The 22,960-nt window shown below is 70.6% G+C and carries 23 protein-coding genes, 2 pseudogenes and 1 riboswitch; of the genes and pseudogenes, 11 read left to right on the top strand and 14 right to left on the bottom strand.

All coding sequences use genetic code 11. The annotated features are described in order from the left end of the window. Positions 1-350: 350 nt before the first annotated feature. Genes BBH68_RS09590 through BBH68_RS09580 form a run of 4 tightly spaced genes read right to left on the bottom strand, consistent with a single transcriptional unit; the run spans position 351 to position 1,385 of the window. Positions 351-545, bottom strand: coding sequence for a hypothetical protein (locus tag BBH68_RS09590; protein ID WP_065960702.1), 195 nt, complete (start codon positions 543-545; stop codon positions 351-353). Next, positions 542-727, bottom strand: coding sequence for a hypothetical protein (locus BBH68_RS39095; RefSeq protein ID WP_076972217.1), 186 nt, complete (start codon positions 725-727; stop codon positions 542-544). Before BBH68_RS39095 ends, BBH68_RS09590 begins: the two co-directional genes overlap by 4 nt. Further along, positions 724-1,143 carry a hypothetical protein gene (locus BBH68_RS09585; RefSeq protein WP_245737974.1) on the bottom strand — a complete coding sequence of 140 codons (420 nt, stop codon included), beginning with the start codon at positions 1,141-1,143 and terminating at the stop codon, positions 724-726. Before BBH68_RS09585 ends, BBH68_RS39095 begins: the two co-directional genes overlap by 4 nt. Next, entirely contained in the window at positions 1,140-1,385 is a 246-nt protein-coding gene (locus BBH68_RS09580) for a hypothetical protein (protein WP_065960700.1), read from the bottom strand. Before BBH68_RS09580 ends, BBH68_RS09585 begins: the two co-directional genes overlap by 4 nt. 63 nt (positions 1,386-1,448) lie before the next feature. Here BBH68_RS09580 and BBH68_RS09575 point away from each other — a divergent pair, with 63 nt between their 5' ends. The 4 genes and pseudogenes from BBH68_RS09575 to BBH68_RS09560 all read left to right on the top strand — a co-directional run. Further along, on the top strand, positions 1,449-1,907 hold the full coding sequence (locus BBH68_RS09575) for a hypothetical protein (RefSeq protein WP_065960698.1): 459 nt from the start codon (positions 1,449-1,451) through the stop codon (positions 1,905-1,907). A 25-nt stretch (positions 1,908-1,932) separates the two neighbouring features. After that, positions 1,933-3,282, top strand: coding sequence for an NsdA family TPR-like regulatory protein (locus tag BBH68_RS09570; protein ID WP_174589001.1), 1,350 nt, complete (start codon positions 1,933-1,935; stop codon positions 3,280-3,282). 234 nt (positions 3,283-3,516) lie between these two features. After that, complete coding sequence (locus tag BBH68_RS09565) at positions 3,517-5,100, top strand: IS1182 family transposase (RefSeq protein WP_065960697.1); 1,584 nt, start codon at positions 3,517-3,519, stop codon at positions 5,098-5,100. A 128-nt stretch (positions 5,101-5,228) separates the two neighbouring features. Continuing rightward, positions 5,229-5,987, top strand: a pseudogene (locus BBH68_RS09560) (IS982 family transposase); the annotation flags it as partial. 459 nt (positions 5,988-6,446) lie between these two features. Here BBH68_RS09560 and BBH68_RS09555 read toward each other — a convergent pair. The 3 genes from BBH68_RS09555 to BBH68_RS09545 form a co-directional block, all read right to left on the bottom strand. Next, positions 6,447-6,824, bottom strand: a complete 378-nt coding sequence (locus BBH68_RS09555) for a GNAT family N-acetyltransferase (RefSeq protein ID WP_076972216.1) — start codon at positions 6,822-6,824, stop codon at positions 6,447-6,449. 100 nt (positions 6,825-6,924) lie between these two features. Next, on the bottom strand, positions 6,925-7,530 hold the full coding sequence (locus tag BBH68_RS09550) for a GNAT family N-acetyltransferase (protein ID WP_065960693.1): 606 nt from the start codon (positions 7,528-7,530) through the stop codon (positions 6,925-6,927). A gap of 214 nt (positions 7,531-7,744) precedes the next feature. Next, positions 7,745-8,038: a hypothetical protein gene (locus BBH68_RS09545; protein ID WP_065960691.1), complete on the bottom strand. Its 294-nt coding sequence runs from the start codon at positions 8,036-8,038 to the stop codon at positions 7,745-7,747. A 154-nt stretch (positions 8,039-8,192) separates the two neighbouring features. Here BBH68_RS09545 and BBH68_RS09540 point away from each other — a divergent pair, with 154 nt between their 5' ends. Together BBH68_RS09540 and BBH68_RS09535 are read left to right on the top strand one after the other, a co-directional pair. Further along, positions 8,193-9,077: an IS982 family transposase gene (locus BBH68_RS09540; protein ID WP_065960689.1), complete on the top strand. Its 885-nt coding sequence runs from the start codon at positions 8,193-8,195 to the stop codon at positions 9,075-9,077. A gap of 167 nt (positions 9,078-9,244) precedes the next feature. Further along, positions 9,245-9,337, top strand: a riboswitch (ZMP/ZTP riboswitch). A 42-nt stretch (positions 9,338-9,379) separates the two neighbouring features. Further along, on the top strand, positions 9,380-10,651 hold the full coding sequence (locus BBH68_RS09535) for a serine hydroxymethyltransferase (RefSeq protein WP_065960688.1): 1,272 nt from the start codon (positions 9,380-9,382) through the stop codon (positions 10,649-10,651). 377 nt (positions 10,652-11,028) lie between these two features. Here the strand turns inward: BBH68_RS09535 and BBH68_RS09530 are convergent. Continuing rightward, a pseudogene (locus tag BBH68_RS09530) lies at positions 11,029-11,559 on the bottom strand (RNA polymerase sigma factor); the annotation flags it as partial. 206 nt (positions 11,560-11,765) lie between these two features. Here BBH68_RS09530 and trpS point away from each other — a divergent pair. The 3 genes from trpS to BBH68_RS09515 all read left to right on the top strand — a co-directional run bounded on the left by trpS (position 11,766) and on the right by BBH68_RS09515 (position 14,580). Beyond that, complete coding sequence (trpS, locus tag BBH68_RS09525) at positions 11,766-12,779, top strand: tryptophan--tRNA ligase (protein WP_065960686.1); 1,014 nt, start codon at positions 11,766-11,768, stop codon at positions 12,777-12,779. 161 nt (positions 12,780-12,940) lie between these two features. Next, positions 12,941-13,540, top strand: a complete 600-nt coding sequence (locus BBH68_RS09520) for a 2'-5' RNA ligase family protein (protein WP_065960684.1) — start codon at positions 12,941-12,943, stop codon at positions 13,538-13,540. Positions 13,541-13,683: 143 nt separating this feature from the next. Next, positions 13,684-14,580 (top strand): YihY/virulence factor BrkB family protein, encoded by an 897-nt coding sequence (locus tag BBH68_RS09515; RefSeq protein ID WP_065960682.1) that lies wholly within the window; start codon positions 13,684-13,686, stop codon positions 14,578-14,580. Between the two features lie 134 nt (positions 14,581-14,714). Here BBH68_RS09515 and BBH68_RS09510 read toward each other — a convergent pair whose 3' ends face one another. Further along, positions 14,715-16,100 (bottom strand): D-alanyl-D-alanine carboxypeptidase family protein, encoded by a 1,386-nt coding sequence (locus tag BBH68_RS09510; RefSeq protein ID WP_104531264.1) that lies wholly within the window; start codon positions 16,098-16,100, stop codon positions 14,715-14,717. Here BBH68_RS09510 and BBH68_RS09505 point away from each other — a divergent pair. Together BBH68_RS09505 and BBH68_RS09500 are read left to right on the top strand one after the other, a co-directional pair. Next, the gene (locus BBH68_RS09505; protein ID WP_065960716.1) at positions 16,099-16,371 is read left to right on the top strand and encodes an SCO4848 family membrane protein; all 273 of its coding nucleotides are present in this window, start codon (positions 16,099-16,101) and stop codon (positions 16,369-16,371) included. The genes BBH68_RS09510 and BBH68_RS09505 overlap by 2 nt on opposite strands. Positions 16,372-16,437: 66 nt before the next feature. Continuing rightward, positions 16,438-17,832: a metallophosphoesterase gene (locus tag BBH68_RS09500; protein WP_065960676.1), complete on the top strand. Its 1,395-nt coding sequence runs from the start codon at positions 16,438-16,440 to the stop codon at positions 17,830-17,832. Positions 17,833-17,967: 135 nt separating this feature from the next. Here the strand turns inward: BBH68_RS09500 and BBH68_RS09495 are convergent, their stop codons facing one another. The 5 genes from BBH68_RS09495 to sdhC form a co-directional block, all read right to left on the bottom strand. Next, positions 17,968-19,251, bottom strand: coding sequence for a VanZ family protein (locus BBH68_RS09495; protein ID WP_065960714.1), 1,284 nt, complete (start codon positions 19,249-19,251; stop codon positions 17,968-17,970). Positions 19,252-19,434: 183 nt separating this feature from the next. Next, positions 19,435-20,208, bottom strand: a complete 774-nt coding sequence (locus BBH68_RS09490; protein WP_065960674.1) for a succinate dehydrogenase iron-sulfur subunit — start codon at positions 20,206-20,208, stop codon at positions 19,435-19,437. Then, the gene (gene sdhA, locus BBH68_RS09485; RefSeq protein ID WP_065960672.1) at positions 20,208-21,962 is read right to left on the bottom strand and encodes a succinate dehydrogenase flavoprotein subunit; all 1,755 of its coding nucleotides are present in this window, start codon (positions 21,960-21,962) and stop codon (positions 20,208-20,210) included. Before sdhA ends, BBH68_RS09490 begins: the two co-directional genes overlap by 1 nt. Positions 21,963-21,986: 24 nt before the next feature. Further along, complete coding sequence (locus BBH68_RS09480; RefSeq protein ID WP_065960669.1) at positions 21,987-22,457, bottom strand: succinate dehydrogenase hydrophobic membrane anchor subunit; 471 nt, start codon at positions 22,455-22,457, stop codon at positions 21,987-21,989. 5 nt (positions 22,458-22,462) lie between these two features. Next, positions 22,463-22,843: a succinate dehydrogenase, cytochrome b556 subunit gene (sdhC, locus tag BBH68_RS09475; RefSeq protein WP_076972214.1), complete on the bottom strand. Its 381-nt coding sequence runs from the start codon at positions 22,841-22,843 to the stop codon at positions 22,463-22,465. Positions 22,844-22,960: the final 117 nt, after the last annotated feature.

The following is a 22,960-nucleotide window of genomic DNA, read 5'->3' as shown; positions in this document are numbered from 1 at the left end:
GTCTGGCCGCCCGGTGTGGGGGCGTCGGTGTCCGGCATGGTGTCGCCGTCGCCCGGGTCCTGGCGGACGACATGCTGTAATCGCATGGGGTCTCCTGTGAGTTCACTCGCGCGGGGGTGCCCCCGCGCGGTTGCGCGGTCCTCGTCCCGGTCACTGGCCTGCAAGCGGGAGGCCGGGGCGAGGCTTTCCGGTACTTCGGCCGCTGTGGTCTGTGCGGTCCGAAGTCGGCCCTGCCTCGGGTGGGCAGGGGGCTTTATGCGGTGGGGGCCTGGATTTGCGGTGAGTTTGGGACAGCGACACGCCGAAGCGACGGCGTGTCGCTGTCCGATACTCACCGCAACGTCACGGGCTCAGGTGCGGTGGCAGTCGCAGTCGCAGCGGATGGTGAAGAGGAGCGCGCCGCGTGTCGCGGGGGGTATGGGCTTGGCCCGTACCTCGCCGGGGCCCTTGCAGTAGGCGTGGATCTCGTCGGGTGTGGTGTCGGGTTCGGCGGTGTAGAGCGCGCAGTAGGGGGACAGGCGCCGGGCGTCGGCCGGGGTGGTCATGTCGGGTGCCTGTCGCGCTGGAGGGTGACGAGGACCTGGTAGAGGTCGGCGTCGGGGTGAGGTCGTCGGCGGTGGCAGTCCGGGCACAGGTGGCGCAGGCACCCGGGTCCGGAGGCGGATGCGCGCAGGACGGTGACGGGCTCGCGGGTGGGTTTGTCGCAGCGGTAGCAGTACTCCGTCATCGGGCCGCCCCCTCGCGGGGGCCGAGCGCTTCGCGGGTCGCGGTCCGCAGTGCGGCGAGGAGGGCCGCCGGGTCGGTGAGGCAGCGGTCCTGGGGCGGTACGCGCCAGCGCACCCCGGGCCCCCTCCGGCAGTCGACGGACGGCACCTCGATGTACGCGGTCGCTCCCCAGACCTGGATGTGGGGCAGTCGGCTCATGTCCCATCCGGTGGCCGAGCCAGGCGTGATCAACCAGTACAGAACCTTGTCGAACGGGTTCTCGATGACCGCGCCCGTCACGCCGCCCAGCAGCTCGAGGGTGCGTTCGCCGATGCCGATGGAGAGGGGAACGCGCACGGCGTCCCACGACCGGCCGGCGGCCTGCAGTTGCGTGCTGTGGCCGGTTGGGAGTGCCCACGGCATGGGTGTGGTGGTCACGCCGTCACCCCTGGGGGCGCGCCCAACAAATAGGCGAGGCGATGCGCGGTGCCGATCTCGTCGCCGCGCTCACCGATCTCGTACCCCCACGCGGTAGTGCACCGCCCTCCCTGGCTGAAGATTTCCTCCGCCAGGCTGGCGCTGAGGGTATTCGCCACGTACAAGTGGGCGCGCTTCGCCGTTATCGAAAGTCCGTAGGATTTCAGGCCTTCAGCGAGGTCGCGGTGGCTGGTTACGTCCATGCACCGATATCACCGCACCGTGAACCCCGACGGGATACGACAACCTATGACACGGAGTGGATCATGACTCGGGCCGTGGTCATCACCGGTACGCGATCGACGGGGCACCGGGATCTCGCCGACTACGCCGAACTATTCGCCGGCTACCTCGGCCCCTTCGCAGACTCCGACGCGAGCTTCTACATCGGCGGGGCCAAGGGCATTGACTCCCTCGCGCTGCTCTGGCTCGCGGGCAACACATCCTCACAGATCACGATCGTCGTACCGGGCACCGTTCAGCAGCAACCCGCAGAGGCGCGGCAATCCATCGCGCGCAGCCGTAACCGCATCAAGGGGATCGTCGAGCTGCGCGCCGACGAGCTGGGCACGCCCGCCTTCCACGCCCGGAACCGCTGGATGGTCGACCGCTCGGACATGGTCATCGGGTTCCCCCTCGCCGGCCCGCAGGGTACTTCCGGTACCTGGCAGACCATCAACTACGGTGCCGAAAAGGGGAAACCTCACCTAATCGTGCCCGTGTGACGCAGACCACCGGCATGATGAGGCCATGAGCACGCGCGAAATGCTCCTCGGTGCCGCTGCCCTCAAGTCCCTCCGGAAGGCGCGAGGCTGGTCTCTGGCCGACACCTCACGGGCGCTCATCTCCACAGCGCGTCGCCTTGGCCAGCCCCTCGACTCATCCGCCGCGAGCGTGCAACGATCGGTCGCCCGCTGGGAGAGCGCGACGCGCCCCATCCTCCCCGGTGACCGATATCAACTGCTGCTCGCGCACCTGTACGCGCGAGGTGCCGACGGCCACATCGCGCTTGGGCCGGGCAGCGACTTCGCGGAACTGCTTGACGCACTGGCCCACCTGGGAGAGGCGGAGGCCCGGCTGAGCGATCTGCGCGCCTTGTTGATCCGCACGGCCACTGATGGCGGGACCGGCGTGCTTGCCTTGCTCGGGCCCGCGACCCGGCTGTCCCTGGCCGCCGCGCTCACCGATCCGACGCGTGTCGATGAGGCTCTGATCGACGGGCTGCGGACGGTCGTGGGCGACGTCAACGCCCACGTCGGCTCGCTGCCCTTCGCACGGCTCCAACTTCTGCTTGCCCCTGTGGTTGAGTCCTGCCAGCGGCTTCTGGTTGGGGATGTCCCTGCCCCTCTGCTGCCTGAGCTGCGCACGGTCGCGGCGCAGGCGTACACCCTCGGTGGGCGGCTGGCGTTCGAGACCCGGGACGACCATGCCTCGCGGGCGTTGTACGCGGCCGCCACGGCTACGGCTGGACAGCTCGACGCCCGGTGGCGACGGGCTGTCGTACACATGAGCCACGCCCTGGTCACGCTGTATTCCGCCCCCGGCATGGAAGCGGCTCGCATGTTGATCGACGCGGCGGTGCGTGACGCACGTACAGGAGACAGTGTCCGCGTACGGGCACGAGCACATGCGTTACAAGCCGAGGTCGCCGCCCGGGCGGGGTCCGAGCGGCACGCGCGGACAGCGCTGTCGCTTGCCTGGTACGACCTCGACCTCGACCGCGACGGGGAGGGCGATCCGGCGCCCACGAGCTTCAGCCCGGACCACCTGCGCGGCTTCGAGGGGCTGTGCGAGCTCTACGTCGGAGACGCGGCGGCCGCTCACGCCTCATTCGCCGATAGTGCGGCGGCTCTCGGATCACCACGTGAGAGCGTGCAGCGGGCGATCGTCTCCACTGACCAGGCCCTGGCCTGCATCCGGCTGGACGCGCCTGAGAGAGCCGCGGATCTCCTGCACAGTTGCGTCGAGTCCGCTGCTAGCACCGGCGGGCGTGTGCCCGCGCTACGGCTACGGCAGGCACGCAAGGAACTGCGGCCCTGGCGGCGTGAGGATTTCGTCGCCGATCTCGACGATCACCTCATCGAGATACTCGGAAGCTGACACGCCGAGAACCGCCTCACCCGGCCGGAAGGCCCCCGTCGCGCCCGACGCTCGGGTGGGGCGAGACCACGCCACGACTGGGGCCTGTCGTTTGGATCACGCCGGCTGCGAGCTGCGGTGCATCTCGGCCGACCCGAGCGGGGTCTGGTGCGTGCAGCTGCTAGAAGATTCATGAAGATCTTGGGGTTCTGGCCCCGCCGTGTGAGCGGCGGGGCCAGACTCGTTGTTGTGGTGATGGGTGAATGGTCCGGAGAGACGGTCGGGCCGGATGTGTGGGAGACCTGCCGGGAGTTGATTCCGGCGGGGAGTGTGTTCGCGTTCCTGGCCGAGCATCGTGGTGCGCTGTTTCCGGTGGAGATGTTCGCGGACATGTATCCATCGGCGAACGGGCGGCCGAGCATGCCCCCGCAGATCCTGGCCGCTGCGATCACCCTGCAGGCCCTGCACGGGCTATCGGACTTCGAGACGGTCCAGGAACTGCGCTGCGACCTGCGGTGGAAGGCCGCCTGCGGGCTGGGCCTCAACGACATGGCCTTCGACCCGTCGCTCCTGGCCTACTTCCGCCGTCGTCTGGGCCGTTCCACCCGCCCGAACCGGGTCTTTGAGGCCGTGCGTGAAGTCGTGAAGGCCACCGGTGTCCTCAAGGGCAAGCACCGCCGGGCACTGGACTCCACCGTCCTCGATGACGCGGTGGCCACCCAGGACACCGTCACCCAGATCATCTCCGCGATCCGCCGGGTGATCCGCGAGGTCCCCGGAGGCGAGGAGACGGCGGCGCAGTGGTGCCGCGCGCACGACTACACCGACCCGGGCAAGCCGAGGATCGCCTGGGCCGACGAGCAAGCACGCGCCACGCTGATCGACGCGCTGGTCACCGACGCGATCAACCTGCTCGGACACCTGCCCGAGCGGGAACTCGGCGAGAAGGCGGCGAACGCGGTGGGCCTGCTGGCCCTGGTCGCGGGCCAGGACGTGGAGCCGGCCGAAGACTCCGACGGGCGTGACGGACGCTGGCGCATCGCCCGGCGCACAGTCGCGGACCGGACCGTGTCCACCGTCGATGCGGACGCACGCCACATCCACAAAAACCGCACCCGCCACCAGGACGGCTTCAAAGGACATGCGTCCTTCGAGCCGGAGACCGGGCTGTTCACCGCCGTCGCGCTCACCAGCGGCCACGGCTCCGACAACCACGAGGCCGCCGTCGCCACCCGCCTGCTCGCCGACGAGGAACCGGACACGCGGTTAACCGTGCTCGGCGATTCCGCCTACGGCACCGGCGACCTGCGTGCACACCTGCAGGCCGACGGCCATACCCCGGTCATCAAGCCGCCGCCGCTGCGGCAGGCCGTCCCCGGCGGTTTCACCATCGACGACTTCCACATCGACCTGGCGGCCGGCACCGCGACCTGCCCGGCCGGACACACCGCCAACCTCGGACAGGTCAAAGCCGACGGTGCCCGCACCGCTCAGTTCAAGCACCTGTGCACCAACTGTCCCCTGCGCGGGCGCTGCACCAGGTCCAAGACCGGGCGCACCCTCAACGTCCACCCCCAGCGCGAACTGCTGTCCGCGGCCCGCCACCAGGCGGCCACCGACCCCGCCTGGCAGGACGAATACCGCAGATGGCGGCCCCCGGTCGAACGCGCCATCGCCTGGCTGGTCGCCAAGGGAAACCGTCGAGTCCGCTACCGCGGCGTCATCGCCAACAACATCTGGCTCCACCACCGCGCCGCCGCCCTCAACCTCCGCCGGCTGATCAACCTCGGACTCACCCGAACCAGCGGCACCTGGCACCTCACCCCAGCCACCCCATAGCCAAGAGGGGGCCACCCGGCCTCCGGCCGGATGGCCCCCTCTTCAAGATCTTCATGAGCCTTCTAGATGAATGAGTCCAATGTCCGTGCTGGTCGCGACCATGGCGAAGGGCGCCCGTTGGTCAGTGTGTGAAGACAAACCTGGACGCCCTTCTGGCGGCACTGTACGTGTTCATCGACGACCATGTGGCGCCTTGTCGCCGGATCGGGCGACTCCCGAAACTGACGGACGCCGAACTGCTGTGCCTGGCCGTCGCCCAGGTCCTACTCGGCTTTTCCTCAGCCCGGCACTGGATCCGCTTCGCCCACGCACGCCTTGGCCACCTCTTCCGCTACCTGCCCCAACAGTCCGCCTACAACAAGCGTCTGAATGCCGCCGGGCCGCTGATCTGCCGCGTGATCGAGGCGCTGGCCCGGCAGGTGCCGACCTGGAACGACGACCTGCGGCTGATCGACTCCACCCCGCTGCCCTGCGCGGCCTCCCGCGAGACCGTCAAACGCTCCGGCCTGGCAGGACACTGCGGCTACGGCTACTGCCGCAGTCACTCCCGCTTCTTCTGGGGCTATCGCCTCTACCTGGTCACTACCGCCGAGGGCATGCCCGTCACCTGGTGCCTGGCCAACCCCAAGATCGGCGAGCGGGAGGTGATGGTCGCGCTGCTGGAACGCGACCACCACCTCGTCCGCCAAGGCCAGGTGATCCTCGCCGACAAGGGCTTCGCCGGGGAGGAGTTCGAGACCTTCGTCAGCGAGCGCCTCGGCGCCCACCTCGTGCGGCCGGACCGCAAGGACGAGCCGGTCCGACACGGAAAGATCGCCCGGGTCCGCCAGTGGATCGAGGCCGTCATCGACACCCTCAAAGGCCAGCTCAGCCTCGAACGGCCCGGGACCGTTCGGTCTGGGCCGGGCCCGTGAATGCCCGAGATGGCCAGGTGCGCACAGGACCGTGCCTGGCGCTCGGGTGGCCCCAGCCGCATCCACCTGTGCTTGGGCCTGGACCTGGACCTGGCCGGAGCGCGCGGCCGAGGACAGCGGTCAGCGCGTGGCGGCGCGTGCGACGAAGTCCTGCTCCACGATCCATGGCGTTCCGGCTGGTCGCGCCACGGCATCCCGGGACGAATCTGCGGCCGTCCCGTCGACGACCTGCCGGTCGGTCACGCGAGTTCGGTCTGTCGCAGTCTCAGGCAGCCAAGGAGCGAGCGATCCCCTGCCGGGATCGCCGGGTTCGTGACGGCGACCCACTCCGCCGGGATCCCGTCACAACGGATCCTCGGGAAGGGATTGCCCGCGCCTCGGCAGGAGGCCGAGCCCCCGCGCCTACGAAGGCGAGGCGAGGGGCCAGGTGTACTAAAGCTCGGGCAGTTCAAAGCCCTGTTCGAACCGGCAGACACGTTCGTCGGTACGGAGGGCACCGTGCCGCTCGTAGAAGGCGATGGCGGGCGTATTGGCGCGCAGCACCTCCAGATAGACCGCCTTGCCAGGGTGTTCCTCGGCAGCCCAGGTGAAGGCATGCCGCAGGAGCCGGCCGCCGATTCCGGTTCCGGTCCTGCCCCGCCTGGCGTGCAGGTTGTCCAACAGCAGGCGCCCGTCAGGCCGCGGCATCAGATAAGCGAAGCCCGCCATTTCACCCGCACTCATGATTCCCGCGTAGGCCGTACGCCAACTCTCGGCATGCAGTGCCGCAACCTGCGCGGCGTCGCTCCGCCTGCCCGTTCTGATCTCCATGGCGCCAAGAGCCGACCGGCAGGGACGAGGCGGGGACCCGAGCCGCTGGGAATCAGCCACACCACCGGCCCGTCCGGGTCCGAGCGGGTAGGACAGAGGGCTACCCGCGGACGTCTCCGCGTGCCTCTCGCCACATCGACCAGAGCGTCGGACCGCCGCCGGGCACGTGGATCTCGTCCCGCACGGTGAACCCGAAGCGCTCGTAGAAGCCGATGTTGTCCTGCTTCGACGATTCCAGGTGTGTGGGCAGTCCGGCCGCGTCGGCCTTGGCCAGGCCCGAGAGCAGCAGGGCGGCGCCGTGGCCGTTGCCTTGGGTCGCCGGGTCGGCGCCGAGCACCGCCAGGTACCAGTGGGGTTCTTGGGGGGCTGCCGCGCCGACCAGCTCCAGCATTTCCCCCAGCCGGGCCATCTGCTCGCCCAGCAGATCGCTGATGCGGGCCAGCGTCTCCTCGTCCGGGTGCTGCTCGACCGTGCCGGGCGGGGTCCAGAAGGCCGCTGCTCCGGTGGTGCGTTCACAGTGGCCAAGGGGGCCGTACTTGTGCGTGAGCATGACGTCGAACCACTGGGCGAGGCGGCCTTCACGCCCGTCTTCGTCAGGGAAGAGCCAGAGCATCATCGGGTCGTCCCCGAAAGCGCGGGCCAGGATGCGGGTGACGTCGAGAGCGTCGTCGGTCTCGATCGGCTTGGGTGTGTTCAGTGACTGCATGCGGCCAACGTAGGGTCCACGATCTTGTCGGCACATCGGTCGTTCTGCCGATACCCGGACTCCCCGGGTACGGACTGCCGCACAGCGCGGTGGGCATCCGGGGCTGCCGCGTGACCACGACGCGTGTGCGGTGCCCGCCGGTGTACACCACCACGTGCACAAAGGCTGCTGATCCTGCACGTAGACAACGAGCAGACCGGAGACCGGCCCGGAGTCATCGGCGTGGCAGCCGGTTCGGCTCCGGTGTGAGGGTGGCGTTCGCGGAGAGGGCGGCACCGGTGCCGTCTCCCTTCTCAGGCGCAGCCGCCGGCGGCTGCGGCACGCCCGGTTCGGGCAGGGTGGAACAGCAGCCCCGGCTCAGCATGGGCATCAGGGCGAGAGGCGCCAAGGCGCTCCGCAGGGACGTGGCGTCGGCGAGAGCGCCGACGCCGGGGCTGGCCAGGCCGCCGATGCTGGCGGTCAGGCCGAGGGTGATCCCGCCGGCGGTTCCGACCGTCGTCCTCCGCATGCCGGTCCGGGCTCCCCGGGCTCCCCGGGCTCCTGGCACCGGCCGACCTCCCGGCGCTGCCACCGTCCGTCAACCCGCCTTCCGCCAACTAGATGAGTGAGTCCGATGTTTGTGCTGGCCGCAACCATGGCGAAGGGCGCCCGTTGGCTCGTGTGTGACTACCAGCCTGGACGCCCTTCTGGCGGCACTGTACGTGTTCATCGACGACCATGTGGCCCCCCGTCGTCGGATCGGGCGACCCCCGAAACTGACGGACGCCGAACTGCTGTGCCTCGCGGTCGCCCAGGTTCTGCTCGGCTTCCCCTCGGCCAGGCACTGGATCCGCTTCGCTCACGCCCGGCTGGGGCACCTTTTCCGCTACCTGCCCCAGCAGTCCGCCTACAACAAGCGCCTCAACGCCGCCGGACCGCTGATCAGCCATGTGATCGAGGCCCTGGCCCGGCAGGTGCCCACCTGGCACGATGCCCTGCGGCTGATCGACTCCACCCCACTGCCCTGCGCGGCCTCCCGGGAGACCGTCAAACGCTCCGGCCTGGCCGGACACTGCGGATACGGCTACTGCCGCAGCCACTCCCGCTTCTTCTGGGGCTTCCGGCTCTACCTGGTCACCACCGCCGAGGGCATGCCCGTCACCTGGTGCCTGGCCAATCCGAAACTCGGGGAACGGGAGGTGATGGCCGCGCTGCTGGAACGCGACCACCGCCTCGTCCGGGCCGGGCAGGTGATCCTGGCCGACAAGGGCTTCGCCGGGAAGGAGTTCGAGGCGTTCCTGACGGAACGGCTCGGTGTTCACCTGGTGCGGCCGGACCGCAAGGACGAGCCCGTCCGGCACGGGAAGATCGTCCGTGTCCGCCAGTGGATCGAGGCCGTCATCGACACCCTCAAGGGCCAGCTCAGCCTGGAACAGCACGGCGGCAGAACACCGGCCGGAGTCTTCGCCCGCACCGGACAACGACTCCTCGCCCTGGCAGCCGGCATCTGGCACAACTGGACCACCGGCGCCAAGATCAAACGATCCCTGATCGCCTACGACCACTGAGAACATCGGACTCACTCATCTAGGGGGAGGAGGGCACCAACGCGGTGGGGGTGCCCACTGCTCGATAAGCTTGGGGAAGTTGGCAACCGACGACAACGCGGCAGATGCGCGTGCCAGACCCCGCGACGCCGGGATGATCCAAACGACAGGCCCTAGCTAGAGTGGTGAGCGCGCGCCGTGACTGGCGAACGTGGAAGCGACCACGAGGAAGCGGCGCGCGGTGCAGTCATCACGAGGTGCCGCCCGCCTGGGCACCCCGGGACCACGACCGGATTCATTGACCGATCGCCCGGAGGAACACCATGAGTCTGCCCCTCTCTCATCCCGCGCTGAGCGCGGCCGACCCGGAGCTTGCCGCGCTGGTCGGCGCGGAGGAAATGCTGCAGGCGGAGACCCTGCGCATGATCCCCAGCGAGAACTACGTGTCCAGCGCCGTCCTGGAGGCGTCCGGGACCGTGCTGCAGAACAAGTACAGCGAGGGCTACCCGGGGCGCCGCTACTACGAGGGGCAGCAGGTCATCGACCAGGTGGAGACCCTGGCGGTGGACCGCGCGAGGGCCGTGTTCGGGGCCGAGCACGCCAATGTGCAGCCGTACTCCGGGTCGCCCGCCAACCTGGCCGTGTATCTCGCGTTCACCGAGCCCGGGGACACGGTCATGGGCATGGCGCTGCCCATGGGGGGCCACCTCACCCATGGGTGGGGGGTCTCGGCCACCGGTAAGTGGTTCCGTGGGGTGCAGTACGGGGTGCGTCAGGACACCGGGCTGATCGACTTCGACGAGGTGCGCGACCTGGCCCGCAAGGAGCGGCCCAAGGTGATCTTCTGTGGTGGGACGGCGGTGCCCCGGACCATCGACTTCGCCGCCTTCGCGGAGATCGCCCGGGAGGTGGACGCGGTGCTGGTCGCCGATATCGCGCACATCGCCGGGCTGGTCGCGGGTGGTGCCCACCCCTCCCCGGTGCCGCATGTCGATGTGGTCTCCACGACCACCCACAAGACGCTGCGCGGCCCGCGCGGCGCGATGCTGATGTCGCGCGAGGCCCATGCGAAGGCGATCGACAAGGCCGTCTTCCCCGGGCTGCAGGGCGGCCCGCACAACCAGACCACGGCGGGGATCGCCGTGGCCCTGCACGAGGCCGCCCAGCCGGCTTTCCGCGACTACGCCCACGCCGTGGTCGCCAACGCCCGGGCGCTCGCCGAAGCGCTGCTCGCGCGCGGCTTCGACCTGGTCTCCGGCGGGACCGACAACCATCTGATCCTCATGGACCTCACGCCCAAGGACGTGCCGGGCAAGGTCGCCGCCAAGGCGCTGGACCGGGCCGGGATCGTGGTGAACTACAACACCGTGCCCTTCGACCCGCGCAAGCCGTTCGACCCCTCCGGCATCCGGATCGGCACCCCCTCCCTGACCTCGCGCGGCCTGCGCACCGAGCACATGGCCACCGTGGCAGAGTGGATCGACCGGGGCGTGGTCGCCGCCGGGAGCGGTGACGAGGAGACGCTCGCCAAGATCAGGGGTGAGGTGGCGGAGCTGATGGCGGCCTACCCCGCCCCCGGTCTGCCGACCGACTGACGCCGCCCTTCCCGGGGATGTCCACGGGGCCCTGCCCGGCCGTCAGGCCGGGCAGCTCCCGCCACTGCTCCTCCGGCCAGACCTGGGGCCGCCCCTGTCGCCCGGCCTGGTCCGGTGCCTCCGGAGTGGGCGCGGTCGCGGGGGTGGCCGCCGAAGCCCGTACTATCCGCGCCATCACCCGCTCGACCAGCGTCTCGTCGTCCATCGGCCGCACGCCCGGCCGGGGCGACTCCAGCGCGCGCCCGAGCGCCCGCAATTCGTCGGGCAGCCGCCCGCCCCCGCTCCGGGGTGCAGCCCCGGACCCTCTGGCCTCGACTTCCCTGCCCTCCACTTCCCTGCCCTCCACTCTCCCGCCTTCCTTCCTCCTCGGCCGTCCAGCCCGCCCCGAGCAGCAGCTCCAGCCGCCTCAGGGCACGGCTGAGCCGGGACTTCACCGTGCCGCGCGGCCAGCCGAGGGCCTGCGCGGTCTCCGCCTCGTCCAGATCCAGCAGATAGCGGTAGGTGACCACCCGCCGCTGGGGCTCGCTCAGCTGATCCAGCGCGGCCAGCAGCTCGGCCCGGCGCTCGTCGGCCAGGGCCGCGACCGCCGGGTCCGCGCAGTCCGGTATGGCCGGCTCGGCGCCGCCCAGCGCGGCCGCCTCGCGGTCGGCCGCCGTGCGCATCCGCCGCGCGGAGCGGAGCGCGTTACTCGTCTCGTTGGCCACGATCCGCAGCAGCCAGGGCCGGAACGCGGCGCCCTCCCGGAAGCCGCCCAGGGCGAGATACGCCTTCACGAAGGCGTCCTGCACCACGTCCTCCGCGTCGGCGCCCGCGCCGAGGAGCACGGCCGTGCGGTGCGCGATCGGGGCGTGGGCCCGCATCAGCTCCGCGTATGCCTCGGTGTCCCCCGACCGCACCCGCGCGATGATCTCCGCTTCGACCGTCGCCGCCGCCGGCCGCCGCCGTCGCCGCCGCCGCCGATGCCGACGCTGCCGCCGATGCCGACGATGCCGTCACTCCCGACGCTGCCGTCTTCCGCACGGAGAGGTCCCCCTCCCGCGCCCCCTCACCAGTCCTCACACCTTTCATACACCGGCGGACCGAGACTGGTTCCACACCTGAGAGAATGGGTGCCATGGCCCTCGATCGTCCCCGTGCGCTCTCCGGTATCCAGCCCACCGCAGGTTCGTTCCACCTCGGCAACTACCTCGGTGCGATCCGGCAGTACGTCGCGCTGCAGGAGACCCACGACGCCTTCTACATGGTCGTCGACCTGCACGCGATCACCGTGCCGCAGGACCCGGCGGAGCTGCGCGCCAACACCCGGCTGGCCGCCGCCCAGCTGCTCGCCTCCGGGCTCGACCCGGACCGCTGCACCCTCTTCATCCAGAGCCATGTGCCCGAGCACGCCCAGCTCGCCTGGGTGATGAACTGTCTGACGGGGTTCGGCGAGGCGTCCCGGATGACCCAGTTCAAGGACAAGTCGGCCAAGCAGGGCGCGGACCGGGCGACCGTCGGCCTCTTCACCTACCCGATCCTCCAGGTCGCCGACATCCTCCTCTACCAGGCCAGCCACGTCCCGGTCGGCGAGGACCAGCGCCAGCACGTCGAGCTGACCCGCGACCTCGCCGAGCGCTTCAACGGGCGCTTCGGCGACACCTTCACCGTTCCCGCTCCGTACATCGTCAAGGAGACCGGGAAGATCTACGACCTCCAGGACCCGGCGATCAAGATGAGCAAGTCGGCGTCCACTCCGAAGGGCATCATCAGCCTGCTGGACGAGCCCAAGGTCTCGGCGAAGAAGATCAAGAGCGCGGTGACCGACACTGAGACCGAGATCCGCTTCGACGAGGAGAAGAAGCCCGGCGTCAGCAATCTGCTGACCATCTACTCCACCCTCACCGACACCCCGATCGCGGATCTGGAGCGCCGGTACGAGGGCAAGGGCTACGGCGCGCTCAAGACCGAGCTCGCCGAGGTGCTGGTCGAGTGGGTCACCCCGTTCCGCGAGCGCACCCAGGAATACCTCGCCGATCCCGGGGCGTTGGACGGAATCCTGGCCAAGGGCGCGGAGAAGGCCCGAGCCGTCGCGGCCGAGACGCTGGCCCAGGCCTACGACAAGGTGGGCTTCCTGCCCGCGAAGCGCTGACCGGCATTGACCATCGCCCTGTGGCCGCCTTCGCAGGGGCCCCGGGCACGTGCGCCGAAGGACCGACGTAGCTAGCCGCGAAGGCGGCGCAGCCGCCACACTGACACCGGTGCAGCGGCTGAGGCCCAACAACGCCCGGGAGGGCCAGGAGGGAGAACGCAGTGGGGACCGTAACGCTCGGCGTTTCGATCGCGGTCCCGGAGCCGTACGGCAGCTATCTGCAGCAGCGGCGCGCGGGCTTCGGGGACCCCGCCGCCCACGGCATCCCCACCCACGTCACGCTGCTGCCGCCCACCGAGGTGGACTCCTCGGCGCTGCCCGGTGTCGAGCGCCATCTGGCGACGGTCGCGGCCGAGGGCCGGCCGTTCACGATGCGGCTGGAGGGGACCGACACCTTCCGCCCGCTGTCGCCGGTCGTCTACGTCAAGATCGTCGAAGGGGTGGAGGAGTGCACCGCGCTCCAGGAGCGGGTCCGGGAGGCATCCGGGCCGTGCGCCCGTGAGCTGCAGTTCCCGTACCACCCGCACGTCACGATCGCCCATGGCATCGACGAGGAGGCCATGGACCGGGCGTACGCGGAGCTGAAGGACTTCCGGGCGGCCTGGACGATCGGCGGCTTCGCGCTCTACGAGCAGGGCGCGGACGGGGTCTGGCGCCTGGACCGCGAATACCCCTTCGGCGGCGGTCAGGGCCCCTCGGGCACCGGCCCGGTGGTCCCCCGTCAGGTCAACCTCTCCCGCCCGCCCGCGCCGTCCCTGTAGTCACGGTCGTGGCCGGATAGTCACGGTCGCGCCCGGGTAGTCACGGTCGCAGCCGGGGCCGCCCGTCACCAGGAAGAGTGACGGGCGGAGTGTCGGCCGAGCCGGTTCCGGCTGACCCGCCGACCTGGGGGTAGACGCTGATCATGGACTGGTTGACCCGGCTCCCGTTGATCGGCCCCGTGATCGTCCGGGTGATGCGTACCCACGCCTGGCGCGCGTACGAGAGGCTGGAGCACGTCCATTGGACGCGCCTCGCCGCCGCCATCACCTTCATCAGCTTCCTCGCCTTCTTCCCGCTGGTCACCGTGGGAGCGGCGATCGGCGCGGCGACGCTCACCGAAGGCCAGATGAAGCAAGTGGAGAAGCGGCTCGCCCAGCAGGTCCCCGGCATCTCCGGCCAGCTCGACCTGAGCGGCCTCATCGAGAACGCCACGACGATCGGCGCCGTCGCCGGCGCGCTGCTGCTGCTCGCCGGCATCGGCTGGGTCGGCTCGCTGCGCGAGTGCCTGCGCGCGGTGTGGGAGCTGGAGGAGGACCCCGGGAACCCGGTGCGGCGCAAGTTCACGGACGCCGTCTTGCTCCTCGGCCTCGGCGGGGTCGCCGTCGGGTCCTTCGCCGTCTCCGCCTTCGCCGCGACCGCCGCCGGCTGGACCGCGCGCCACCTGGGCATCCCCGAGAACGGGGTCGGCGGCTGGCTGCTGACCGTGGCGGCCTTCGCGGCCGCCGTCATCGCCGACTTCCTGCTGCTGTGCTACGTCCTGACCCTGCTGCCCGGCGTCGAGCCACCGCGCCGGAGCGTCGTCGTCGCGGCGCTCATCGGCGCGATCGGCTTCGAGCTGCTGAAGCTGCTGCTGAGCAGCTACCTCCAGAACGTCGCGGCCAAGAGCATGTACGGGGCCTTCGGGGTGCCCATCGCCCTGCTCCTGTGGATCAACTTCACCGCCAAGCTGACGCTGTTCTGCGCCGCCTGGACCGCCACCGAGGCCGCCCCCGAGCCCGAGCCGGTGACGCTGGAGAAGGCCGAGCCGGGGAGCCCCTGAGCGGGCACCCCGGCCCCGGCCGCCCCGGCCCCGGCCGCCCCCGTACAGCGTTCGTGAAGCGGGCCCCCGGGTACCGCGCCGCGTCCGGGTACCGCGCCGCGTCCGGGTACCGCGCCGCGTCCGGGGGCCGCGCCTCAGCCGCGCGAGCGGCGACGCACCAGCTCCGGCAGCGGCCACCGGCGGTGCACCGCGTACGCCACGGCGGCCAGCAGCACCAGGGAACCGCCGGTGAGCCCGACCGCCGTCCACCTCCCGCCCGAGCCGTCGTCGCCCGCCGAGACGGCCGCCTGGGCGTGCTTGTGGGACTTCTGCCCGGCGTGGTCCACCCCCGGCCCGCTCGCGAGGCCCTTCGGCCCCGGCCGGACCAGCGTGCCCACCGGCTCCACCGAGTCGGCCGCCTCGAAGCCCCAGTCGAAGAGCTTCGCGGTCTCCTTGTAGACCTCGCTGGCCGCCTGCTTCTGCGGGTTCATCACGGTGACCAGCAGCACCCGGTCACCGCGCTGCGCGACGCCGGTGAAGGTGGAGCCCGCGTTCGTCGTGTAGCCGTTCTTCACCCCGGCGATGCCCTTGTACTGCGGCACCTGGAAGCCGGTCAGCAGGCGGTTCGTGTTCTGGATCGCGAAGCTCTCGCGCTTCTTGTGGCCCTTCTTGTCCTTCTTGTACTCCCCGGGGAACTGGGCGGTCGCCGTCGAGCAGTACTCCCGGAAGTCCGCCTTCTGGAGCCCCGAACGAGCGAACAGGGTGAGGTCGTACGCGCTGCTGACCTGGCCCTTCTCGTCGTAACCGTCCGGGGTGACGACATGCGTGTCGAGCGCGTTGAGCTGCTCGGCGTGCGCCTGCATCTCCTGCACCGTCTTCGCCTTGCCCCCGTTCATCGCGGACAGCACGTGCACCGCGTCGTTGCCCGAGCGCAGGAAGACGCCGAGCCACAGGTCGTGCACCGTGTAGGTGAGGTTCTCCTTCACCCCGACCAGGCTGCTGCCCGCCCCCATGCCCTCCAGGTCGGAGAGCGCCACCTTGTGCTCGCGGTCCTTGGGCAGCTTGGGCAGCACCGTGTCCGCGAAGAGCATCTTCAGCGTGGACGCGGGCGGCAGCTTCCAGTGGGCGTTGTGCGCGGCGAGCACATCCCCGGACTCGGCGTCGGCCACCAGCCAGGAGCGTCCGCTCAGTCCCTTGGGCAGCGCGGGCGCGCCCGCCTTCAGCGAGACCTGCGTGCCCGGACGGCCGAGCCGCTTGCCGCCCACCACGGACATCTGGGCGGGCGGCTTGGCGGTGTCCTTGTCGTCGGAGCGGTCGGCCGGGGCGGCGTGGGCCGGGGCGGCGGCCAGCAGGGCGGCCAGCAGGAGGGCGGCGGCGGTGGTCAGCGATGCGGCGGAGCCCCGCTTCGGGGCGGAGGAGGAGATCATCGGCACGCCTGTGAACGTACCGGCCTTCGAACCCCCGGGCGACATTGCCACGGCCTTACGAGGGGCGTACCCGCCGGAGGTTCGCCCGGTAGGCGTGCTCATACTGGACACCATGAAGCTCAGCCGCCCCATTTCCTGGTTCCTGCTCGCCTTCGGGGTCTGGAGCTGGGCCATCTGGATCACCTTTGTCAAGAACTTGTGGAAGGACGGCAGCGGACTCGCTTTCGACGACTCCGGAGATCCCACCGCGTACTTTTGGGTGCATCTGCTGCTCGCGATCACCTCGTTTCTCTTGGGGACGGGGATCGGCGTGATCGGGTTGCGCGGGCTGCGTGCCCTGCGCCGCGAGGCCGCGTCCGGGGAGGGCGCGGCCACGGAGCGGTAGGGGTGTGACGGGCGCGCGGTAGTGGTGTGACGGGCGCCTTCGAGGCGCGAAACGGGAGGACCTGAAGTGGTCGTGCTGTACGCCCTCGTGGCGCTCGCCGTCGTCGGCCTGCTGGCCGGCGTCCACTGGTATCTGTGGCGGCGGCTGGTCCGCGACACGACGGCGCGGGGCGGGCGGGCCCGGCGCGCCGGGGCGGTGGCCGCCGTGGTCCTGCCGCTGATCAGTGTCGGGGCGCTGGTCTCCGGGCGGGCCGGAGCGCCCTTCGCCGTGCAGCGCGCCCTGGCCTGGCCGGGGTATCTGTGGCTGGCGCTGGTGCTGTATCTGACGCTCGCCCTGCTGGCGGGTGAGGCGATACGGCCGCTGCTGCGCCGCTGGCTGGAGCGGCGCGACGCGGCCCGGCTCGCGCCGCCCGTCACCGCCGCCCGACCGGTCGGCGTCCCCGCCGAGCGGACGCCGGTGGCCGTGGGCACGCTGAACGAGGCCGATGACGCCGCTCCGGTCGGCGAGGTGAGCAAGACCGGTCCGGTCGGCGAGGCGAACAAGCCCGACCCGGTCGGCGAGGCGAACGAGACCGACCCGGTCGGCGAGACCGGCGAGCCCCCGGCTGCCGTCGCTGTCGATGCCGCCCCCGCGCCCCCCTCCCGCCGGCTGTTCGTCGCGCGGACCGTGGCCGTCGGGGCGGCCGCTGTGTCGGCGGGCACCGTGGGGTACGGGACGTACACCGTGATGCGCGGCCCCCGCCTGAAGCGGGTCACCGTGCCGCTGGCCAAGCTGCCGCGCCGGGCGCACGGGTTCCGGATCGCCGTGGTCAGCGACATCCACCTGGGGCCGATCCTGGGCCGCGCGCACACCCGGCGGGTCGTGGAGACGATCAACCGCACCAGCCCCGACCTGATCGCCGTCGTCGGCGACCTCGTCGACGGCAGCGTCGAGGACCTCGGTCCCGCCGCCGAGCCGCTGCGCGCGCTGCGGGCCCGCCACGGGTCGTACTTCGTCACCGGCAACCACGAGTACTACTCCGGCGCCCGGGAGTGGGTCGACCACGTGCGCGAGCTCGGGCTGCGGCCGCTGGAGAACGAGCGCGCCGAGCTGGGCGGTTTCGACCTCGCGGGGGTCAACGACGTCGCGGGCGAGGACGAGGGCCAGGGCCCGGACTTCGAGGCGGCGCTCGGCGACCGCGACCCGGCGCGCGCCTGCGTGCTGCTCGCCCACCAGCCGGTGGTGATCCATGACGCGGTGGACCACGGCGTGGATCTGCAGCTGTCCGGGCACACCCACGGCGGGCAGATGTGGCCGGGCAACTACGTCGCCGAACTCGCGAACCCGACCGCCGCCGGGCTCGACCGCTACGGCGACACCCAGCTCTACGTCACGCGCGGCGCGGGCGCCTGGGGCCCGCCGGTGCGCGTGGGGGCGCCGCCGGACGTCACCGTGGTCGAGCTGGCCGCGACCCGCGCCTGAGCGACCCACGCCCGAACCACCCGCGCCTGACAACGCCTGAGCCACCCGCGCCTTACCACCCGCGCCTGAGCGAGCCCGCCGGCGGACGACGGAGATCGCCGCGCGGCGGTGAGTGAACGGCGCCCGCCGCCGCGCTCAGACGCTCGTGAGCGTCTCCCGCAGCGGGGCGGCCGCCCTGACGGGGGCGGGGGCGGCGGGGGCGGCCGCCGTTCCGTAGGGGCGTCGGGCGCGGGTGTGGGGCAGGGCCTCGTTGCGGAGTCCCGACAGGATCTCGTGCGGGCCGAGGCCGTCGGGGTGCCGCAGCGTCCGCAGCCCGTACGCCAGCAGCATCGCGATGCCCAGCACGGCGACGAGCGCCTGCTCCGGATAGAGCGCCGCGAGGTACGCCGCGTCCTCGCCGCTCGCCCGCCGGGCGGTGGCGACGAGGCCGGGCAGCGACGGCTCGACGAACAGGACCGCCGCCGCGAGCGCCAGCCCCGCCAGCAACGGGAGCGTGGCCACGCCGAGCAGCAGCGCCCGTACGGCCAGCCGGCGGAGGGGGAGCGCGCCGCCGCCGGCGGGCACCACTCGCAGCCGCAACAGCCGCTTGCCGGGCGTCGCTCCCGTCAGATACGGCAGGACGACGAACCACCCGGCGAAGGCCGCGCCGGGCACCCAGGGGCCGGGCACCCGGGGCAGGACCTCCGCCTCGCCGAGCCCCCGGCTCACCACGACGGCGAGGACCGTCACCGCCGCGTAGCCGACCAGGTCCACCACCAGCGCCGTCAGCCGCCGTCCGAACGGCACCGGGTGGCGGGCCAGCGCCCGTCCGTCCAGCGTCTCCAGCGCGGGCAGCCGGCGCGTCAGGGGTCCGGCCAGGACCCAGCCGAGCAGCGCGCCCGAGGTGTTGACGATCAGGTCGTCGACGTCGAAGAGCCGGTACGGGCACGCGTAGAGGCCCCACACCCCGCTCCACTGCGTCAGCTCGAAGAACAGCGAGGCGCCGAAGCCGAGGGCCGCGGTGGCCGCCGGCCCGCGGCGGAAGTGGTAGCGGAGGAAGACCCCGAGCGGCAGGAGCAGCAGCAGGTTGAAGAGGGTGCCGGCGACGGCGGGGTTCTGCAGGACCAGCGCGTTGACGGTGACCTTGCCGTGCGCCTCCTTCCAGATGTCGCCGAAGGTGTTGCCCGGGATCAGCTGCGGGTCGGCGACCACGGCGTATCGGGAGCACATGTCCGGGGACCGCCGGGGCAGTGGGACGACCGTCATGCAGAACGCGCTCAGCGCGTAGTACAGGAAGCCGTACAGCGACAGCGTCCGCCCCCGCGACATGACGCCGTGCCTGCGGTACAGCACCACGGCCGTCGGCAGGAACAGGGCCAGCGCCACGAGGGGGAACAGGGCCGCCGCGGTCTTGATCGGCAGCAGGTACGCGTCGGTCATGCGGAGCACTATACACACGGCGTATACACCGGGTGTATAGACGCTCGTGGGAGGCCCGGAGCACCCCGGAGCGAGTCGGCCGCCCAGCAACAAGCGCCCCAACGGCGAGTGCCCCGCTTCCCAGGGGGAAGCGGGGCACTCGGTGGAGGGTGCCTGAGGGCGCCCGGTGGGGCGGCCCGGAGGTCAGAAGCGCCGCGTGATCAGCGCGCGCTTCACCTCCTGGATGGCCTTGGTGACCTCGATGCCGCGCGGGCAGGCCTCGGTGCAGTTGAAGGTGGTGCGGCAGCGCCAGACGCCGTCCTTGTCGTTCAGGATCTCCAGACGCTGCTCACCGCCCTCGTCGCGCGAGTCGAAGATGAAGCGGTGCGCGTTGACGATCGCCGCCGGGCCGAAGTACTGGCCGTCGTTCCAGAACACCGGGCACGAGGAGGTGCACGCGGCGCACAGGATGCACTTGGTGGTGTCGTCGAAGCGCTCGCGGTCCTCGGCGGACTGCCGGCGCTCGCGGGTCGGCTCGTTGCCCGTCGTGATCAGGAAGGGCATCACATCGCGGTACGCCTGGAAGAACGGCTCCATGTCCACGACCAGGTCCTTGAGGACCGTGAGGCCCTTTATCGCCTCGACCGTGATGGGCTTCTCAGGGTTGATGTCCTTGATCAGCGTCTTGCAGGCCAGCCGATTGCGGCCGTTGATCCGCATGGCGTCGGAGCCGCAGATGCCGTGGGCGCAGGAGCGGCGGAAGGTCAGGGTGCCGTCCAGATCCCACTTGATCTTGTGCAGCCCGTCGAGGACGCGCTCCTTCGGGTCGATCTCGAGCTGGAAGTCCTCCCAGTACGACTGGTCGGAGACCTCCGGGTTGAAGCGGCGGATCCGGAAGGTGACCGTGATCAGGTGCGAAGCGTTGGCCGCGGCCGCCTCCGGAGCCTCGGAGGGCTTGTCAAGCGTCGGGGTGCTCATCAGTACTTACGCTCCATCGGCTGGTAGCGGGTCTGCACGACCGGCTTGTAGTCGAGGCGGATGGACTCGGAACCGTCGGCGCCCACTTCACGGTACGCCATGGTGTGGCGCATGAAGTTGACGTCGTCGCGGTTCGGGTAGTCCTCGCGGTAGTGGCCGCCGCGCGACTCCTTGCGGGCCAGGGCGGAGACGGCCATGACCTCGGCCAGGTCGAGCAGGTTGCCCAGCTCGATCGCCTCCAGCAGGTCGGTGTTGAACCGCTTGCCCTTGTCCTGGACGCTGATGTTCTTGTAGCGCTCGCGCAGGTGGCCGATCTCCTCGACGGCCTCCTTCAGCGTCTGCTCGGTCCGGAAGACCATGACGTTCTTGTCCATGGTCTCCTGCAGCGCCTTGCGGACCTCGGCGACCCGCTCGCTGCCGGTGGCGTTCCTGAGCCCCTCGACCTGGCTCTGGACGAACTGGGCCGGGTCCTCGGGCAGCTCGACGTAGTCGTTCCCGGCGGCGAACTCCGCGGCGGCGATGCCCGCCCGGCGGCCGAAGACGTTGATGTCGAGGAGCGAGTTGGTGCCCAGGCGGTTGGCGCCGTGCACGGACACACAGGCGACCTCGCCCGCGGCGTACAGGCCCGGCACGACGGTGTCGTTGTCGGACAGCACCTCGCCCTGGACGTTGGTCGGGATGCCGCCCATCGTGTAGTGCGCGGTCGGCTGGATCGGGATCGGGTCCGTGTAGGGCTCGATGCCCAGGTACGTCCGGGCGAACTCGGTGATGTCGGGCAGCTTGGCGTCCAGCTGCTCCGGCGGCAGGTGGGTCAGGTCCAGGTAGACGTGGTCGCCCTCGGGACCGCAGCCGCGGCCCTCCCGGATCTCGGTGTAGATGGAGCGGGAGACCACGTCGCGGGAGGCGAGGTCCTTCATGACCGGCGCGTACTTCTCCATGAAGCGCTCGCCGTCCTTGTTGCGCAGGATGCCGCCCTCACCGCGGGCGCCCTCGGTGAGCAGGATGCCCATGCGCCAGATGCCGGTCGGGTGGAACTGGAAGAACTCCATGTCCTCCAGCGGCAGCCCGCGCCGGTAGGCGACCGCCTGGCCGTCACCGGTCAGGGTGTGGGCGTTGGAGGTCACCTTGAAGAACTTGCCGCAGCCGCCCGAGGCGAAGACCACGGCCTTCGCCTGGAAGACGTGGATCTCGCCGGTCGCCAGCTCGTACGCCACCACACCCGCGGTGCGCTTGACGCCGTCGACCTCGTTGAGCAGCAGGTCCAGGACGTAGAACTCGTTGAAGAACTCCACGCCCTCCTTGACGCAGTTCTGGTACAGCGTCTGGAGGATCATGTGACCGGTGCGGTCCGAGGCGTAGCAGGACCGGCGGACCGGGGCCTCGCCGTGGTTACGGCTGTGGCCGCCGAAGCGGCGCTGGTCGATGGTGCCGTCGGGGGTCCGGTTGAACGGCAGGCCCATCTTCTCCAGGTCGAGGACCGAGTCGATGGCCTCCTTCGCCAGGATCTCGGCGGCGTCCTGGTCGACCAGGTAGTCGCCGCCCTTGATCGTGTCGAAGGTGTGCCACTCCCAGTTGTCCTCCTCGACGTTCGCGAGGGCGGCGGCCATGCCGCCCTGGGCGGCGCCGGTGTGGGAGCGGGTCGGGTAGAGCTTGGTCAGCACCGCGGTGCGGCTGCGCTTCGTCGACTCGATGGCCGCGCGCATCCCGGCGCCGCCGGCGCCGACGATGACGGTGTCGTACTTGTGGATCTTCATGAGTGGATACCTCAGCCCCGGGGCCTAGCGGATGTTCGGGTCGAAGGTGAAGATCACCAGAGTGCCGAGCACGATGGTGAACCCTGCCGCCGTGTAGAGCAGCGCCTTCAGCCACAGGCGGGTGTTGTCCCGCTCCGCGTAGTCGTTGATGATCGTGCGCAGGCCGTTCGCGCCGTGCAGCGTGGCGAGCCACAGCATGATCAGGTCCCATGCCTGCCAGAACGGCGAGGCCCAGCGGCCGGCCACGAAGGCGAAGCCGATCTTGGAGACGCCGCCGTCGAGGACGAGCTGGATCAGCAGGTGGCCCAGGACGAGCACGACCAGCAGGACGCCGGACAGCCGCATGAACAGCCATCCGTACATCTCGAAGTTGGTGCGGGTGGCCCGCGGCGTCTTGCGGGTGCGGGCCCGCGGCGGCTCGATCAGCGGCGCGGGGTGGTCCACGTCGTACTGGTGGACGCCGTTGTTCGCGGGGGTGGTGGTCTCGGCGGACATCTGCGTCAGCTCCCGAACAGCTCGCGCAGGGTGTGCTGCAGGACCGGGTAGAACGCCCCGGCCATCAGCACCACCCAGATACCGACAACGCTCCACAGCATCTGCCGCTGGTACTTCGGGCCCTTCGACCAGAAGTCCACGGCGATGACGCGCAGGCCGTTGAGGGCGTGGAACAGGATGGCGGCCACCAGGCCGTACTCCATCACGTTCACAATCGGATTCTTGTATGTCGCGACGACGTCGTCATAAGCCTCGGGCGACACACGGACGAGCGAGGTGTCCAGGACATGGACGAACAGGAAGAAGAAGATGAGGACGCCGGTGACTCGGTGAGCCACCCAGGACCACATGCCTTCCCGGCCGCGATACAGCGTTCCAGCCGGCACGGAAAACCCTCCGGAAACGGGGATTGGGGCCTGCCGGCTTCTGTCGGTCGGGCCCGGCCGGGTACGGTCCACCGGCCCTGGCCATCGTAGCGACGTGTTGTCGGTTCGCTCGCGCGG

Origin of the sequence: Streptomyces sparsogenes (assembly GCF_001704635.1) — a bacterium.
GTDB classification, from domain to species: Bacteria; Actinomycetota; Actinomycetes; order Streptomycetales; family Streptomycetaceae; genus Streptomyces; species Streptomyces sparsogenes.
Note: the sequence above shows the minus strand (reverse complement) of the source record. Positions and strands in the feature narration are given on the sequence as shown.

What these genes read in the sequence shown, in the direction of transcription:
- BBH68_RS09580 (WP_065960700.1), bottom strand. Translation starts at nt 1,385, where the DNA reads ATGGACGTAACCAGCCACCGCGACCTCGCTGAAGGCCTGAAATCCTAC.
- BBH68_RS09515 (WP_065960682.1), top strand. Translation starts at nt 13,684, where the DNA reads ATGGACTGGTTGACCCGGCTCCCGTTGATCGGCCCCGTGATCGTCCGG.
- BBH68_RS39095 (WP_076972217.1), bottom strand. Translation starts at nt 727, where the DNA reads ATGACGGAGTACTGCTACCGCTGCGACAAACCCACCCGCGAGCCCGTC.
- BBH68_RS09490 (WP_065960674.1), bottom strand. Translation starts at nt 20,208, where the DNA reads ATGAGCACCCCGACGCTTGACAAGCCCTCCGAGGCTCCGGAGGCGGCC.
- BBH68_RS09505 (WP_065960716.1), top strand. Translation starts at nt 16,099, where the DNA reads ATGAAGCTCAGCCGCCCCATTTCCTGGTTCCTGCTCGCCTTCGGGGTC.
- BBH68_RS09575 (WP_065960698.1), top strand. Translation starts at nt 1,449, where the DNA reads ATGACTCGGGCCGTGGTCATCACCGGTACGCGATCGACGGGGCACCGG.
- BBH68_RS09480 (WP_065960669.1), bottom strand. Translation starts at nt 22,457, where the DNA reads ATGTCCGCCGAGACCACCACCCCCGCGAACAACGGCGTCCACCAGTAC.
- BBH68_RS09570 (WP_174589001.1), top strand. Translation starts at nt 1,933, where the DNA reads ATGAGCACGCGCGAAATGCTCCTCGGTGCCGCTGCCCTCAAGTCCCTC.
- BBH68_RS09590 (WP_065960702.1), bottom strand. Translation starts at nt 545, where the DNA reads ATGACCACCCCGGCCGACGCCCGGCGCCTGTCCCCCTACTGCGCGCTC.
- BBH68_RS09510 (WP_104531264.1), bottom strand. Translation starts at nt 16,100, where the DNA reads ATGGTGTCCAGTATGAGCACGCCTACCGGGCGAACCTCCGGCGGGTAC.
- BBH68_RS09565 (WP_065960697.1), top strand. Translation starts at nt 3,517, where the DNA reads ATGGGTGAATGGTCCGGAGAGACGGTCGGGCCGGATGTGTGGGAGACC.
- BBH68_RS09555 (WP_076972216.1), bottom strand. Translation starts at nt 6,824, where the DNA reads ATGGAGATCAGAACGGGCAGGCGGAGCGACGCCGCGCAGGTTGCGGCA.
- BBH68_RS09535 (WP_065960688.1), top strand. Translation starts at nt 9,380, where the DNA reads ATGAGTCTGCCCCTCTCTCATCCCGCGCTGAGCGCGGCCGACCCGGAG.
- BBH68_RS09545 (WP_065960691.1), bottom strand. Translation starts at nt 8,038, where the DNA reads ATGCGGAGGACGACGGTCGGAACCGCCGGCGGGATCACCCTCGGCCTG.
- sdhA (WP_065960672.1), bottom strand. Translation starts at nt 21,962, where the DNA reads ATGAAGATCCACAAGTACGACACCGTCATCGTCGGCGCCGGCGGCGCC.
- BBH68_RS09550 (WP_065960693.1), bottom strand. Translation starts at nt 7,530, where the DNA reads ATGCAGTCACTGAACACACCCAAGCCGATCGAGACCGACGACGCTCTC.
- BBH68_RS09495 (WP_065960714.1), bottom strand. Translation starts at nt 19,251, where the DNA reads ATGACCGACGCGTACCTGCTGCCGATCAAGACCGCGGCGGCCCTGTTC.
- trpS (WP_065960686.1), top strand. Translation starts at nt 11,766, where the DNA reads ATGGCCCTCGATCGTCCCCGTGCGCTCTCCGGTATCCAGCCCACCGCA.